Annotated in this window: 2 protein-coding genes; both read right to left on the reverse strand. The window is 35.3% G+C overall.

All coding sequences use genetic code 11. The features are described 5' to 3' along the window. The coding region (gene rimO / locus ACFIO3_RS11400; RefSeq protein ID WP_375704486.1) for a 30S ribosomal protein S12 methylthiotransferase RimO at positions 1-1,232 on the reverse strand (1,232 nt) is incomplete at its 3' end. A 498-nt stretch (positions 1,233-1,730) separates the two neighbouring features. Beyond that, the gene (gene lexA / locus ACFIO3_RS11405; protein ID WP_375606879.1) at positions 1,731-2,435 is read right to left on the reverse strand and encodes a transcriptional repressor LexA; all 705 of its coding nucleotides are present in this window, start codon (positions 2,433-2,435) and stop codon (positions 1,731-1,733) included. Between the last annotated feature and the right edge of the window lie 84 nt (positions 2,436-2,519).

Raw genomic sequence — 2,519 nt, forward strand, 5'->3', positions numbered from 1 at the left:
CGTGATGATATATGGACAACACCATCTATTTCTGGAGCATCGTATTGACTACGTCCTTTGGCAACTTTTCCTTGACTTTCATCGATAAGTACTCGGAGTCTTTTTCCAATTTTTTTCTTTAAAAGATGTGTAGAAATTTGTTGTTGTTTTGCCATAAAACGATGCCAGCGGTTTTCTTTCACCTCTTCAGGAATATTTTTTAATCCCAAATCATTTGCGGCAGCTCCTTTTACTTCTTCATATTTAAAGCACCCAGCGCGTTCAATTTTTGCTTCTTCTAGCCATTCTAGAAGTATATTAAAATCTTCATTCGTTTCACCAGGAAAACCAACGATAAATGTTGATCGCAAAGTAAGATCTGGACATATTTTTCGCCATTTTTCAATTCTACGGTTTGTTTTTTCCATAAGTGCGGGACGCTTCATATGACGCAAAACAGTCGGTGATGCATGCTGAAAAGGTATATCCAGATAAGGAAGAATTTTTTTTGCAGCCATAAGTTCGATAACTTCATCAACATGGGGATAAGGATAAACGTAATGCATACGTACCCAAATACCCATATCGCCTAGTTCGCGACAAAGATCAAAGAATTTGGTTTTGATTGTACGATCTTTCCAAGAATTTTCGAGATATTTAAGATCAACACCATAAGCACTCGTATCTTGTGAAATAACCAAAAGTTCTTTTACACCCGCTTGCACGAGTTTTTCAGCTTCACGAAGAACATCGCTGATGGGACGTGAAGTGAGATCACCACGCAAAGTAGGTATGATACAAAAACTACACCGATTAGAGCATCCTTCAGAAATCTTTAAGTAGGCATAATGGCGAGGAGTTAAACGAATACCTTGGGGAGGAACTAAATCAAGAAAAGGATCATGAACAGGGGGAATTGCTGTATGAACAGCTTCTATAACGCTTTCATAAGCTTGCGGTTTTGTAATAGCCAATACATTAGGATATGTTTGGCGAATAGCATCAGGATCAGCACCAAGACACCCTGTTACAATAACTTTTCCATTTTTTTTAAGAGCTTCATCAATATTGGCTAATGATTCTCTCCTTGCCGAGTCAAGAAAACCACAGGTATTCACAATAACGACATCAGCTCCTTGATGTTGACGTGAAATCTCATACCCTTCAGAGCGAAGGCGTGTAATAATTCGCTCAGAATCTACGAGTGCTTTTGGGCATCCGAGAGAGACAAAACTAATACGAGGTGCGACCATAATAATCCTATAATGACTATGAACAATTGAATGACTCTTTTATTGGCTTAAAAAGAAAAAATGTTCTTTATTTTTATACATATGCAATACAATTTGTTACAAATTTATTTGATTTTTTTCTACAATATTTTACGTGATTTTATGCATGCATATGATTTTATCTTATTATACTGTAAAATACCATCGTTAAGAGCGATGATATAAAGCAAACTCCTTAAAACATTCAGTACTTTAGAGCGTGTAATGAATATTTCTAAGCTTACTTATCAAGCCTTGCGTAAGTGAAGCGCGTAAAAGGGAAGGGAAAAAAGAATTCATTCAACAAGAATCTGAATTATTCTCAGATCAGATTGGGGGAGGATGTCTTTTGAGGAGTGAGAAGAAAATCAATTTCTTGTGGCACAATATTAAAAATGTCCAACGGTTTTTTTTACTGTATTTTATTGGCGTATGTATAGCGTAATATAAAATGCGATTATTATTTAATATTATTGTTATTTAATATTTACGAATAAGTCCAGTAAGCTTGCCTTGTATCTCTACACGCTCGGATTTGTATGTACGTACTTCATAGTGAGGATTCGCAGCTTCTAATGCAATAGAGGCTCCTTTGCGTCGATAACGTTTTAATGTTGCCTCTTTTTTATCAATAAACGCGACAATAATTTCACCTGATATTGCTGTATTTTGGCGTTTCACAATGATCGTATCTTTATCAAGGATACCAGCCTCCACCATAGAATTATCTTTAACTTCTAGTGCATAGTGCTCACCTGTATTAACCATATCGTGTGGAAGAGAAAGTGTGCTTGTTTGTTGCAGTATAGCAGAAGCAGGAACGCTCGCAGAAATGCGTCCCATAATGGGAATGGTGGTATTTTTTTTTTCTTCTACTTCAAAATTACTCAAGTTTTTTGATATTTCTCTTTTATTTTTTTCTATCATACTGGGAGAAATCTTACGTGCTAAAGAAAGGTTAAATGTTATTTTCTCAGGGAGTCGAATCACCTCCATTGCACGCGCACGATTGGGCAAACGACGTATAAAACCTCTTTGTTCTAAAGCTATAATAAGCTTATGAATACCAGACTTTGAAGAAAGTTCTAATGCATTTTTCATTTCTTCAAAAGAAGGAGAAACTCCTGTTTCTTTTATATGATTGTGAATAAACAAGAGTAACTCATATTGTTTACATGTCAGCATTCAATGTTCCAATCAAAATAATAAAAAGGAATAAAGTAAAAATACGTGTATACATAATAATTATGCAAGTTTTTTTCGCTAAAT

The sequence above is a fragment of the Bartonella sp. AD328YNZD genome, assembly GCF_042196425.1.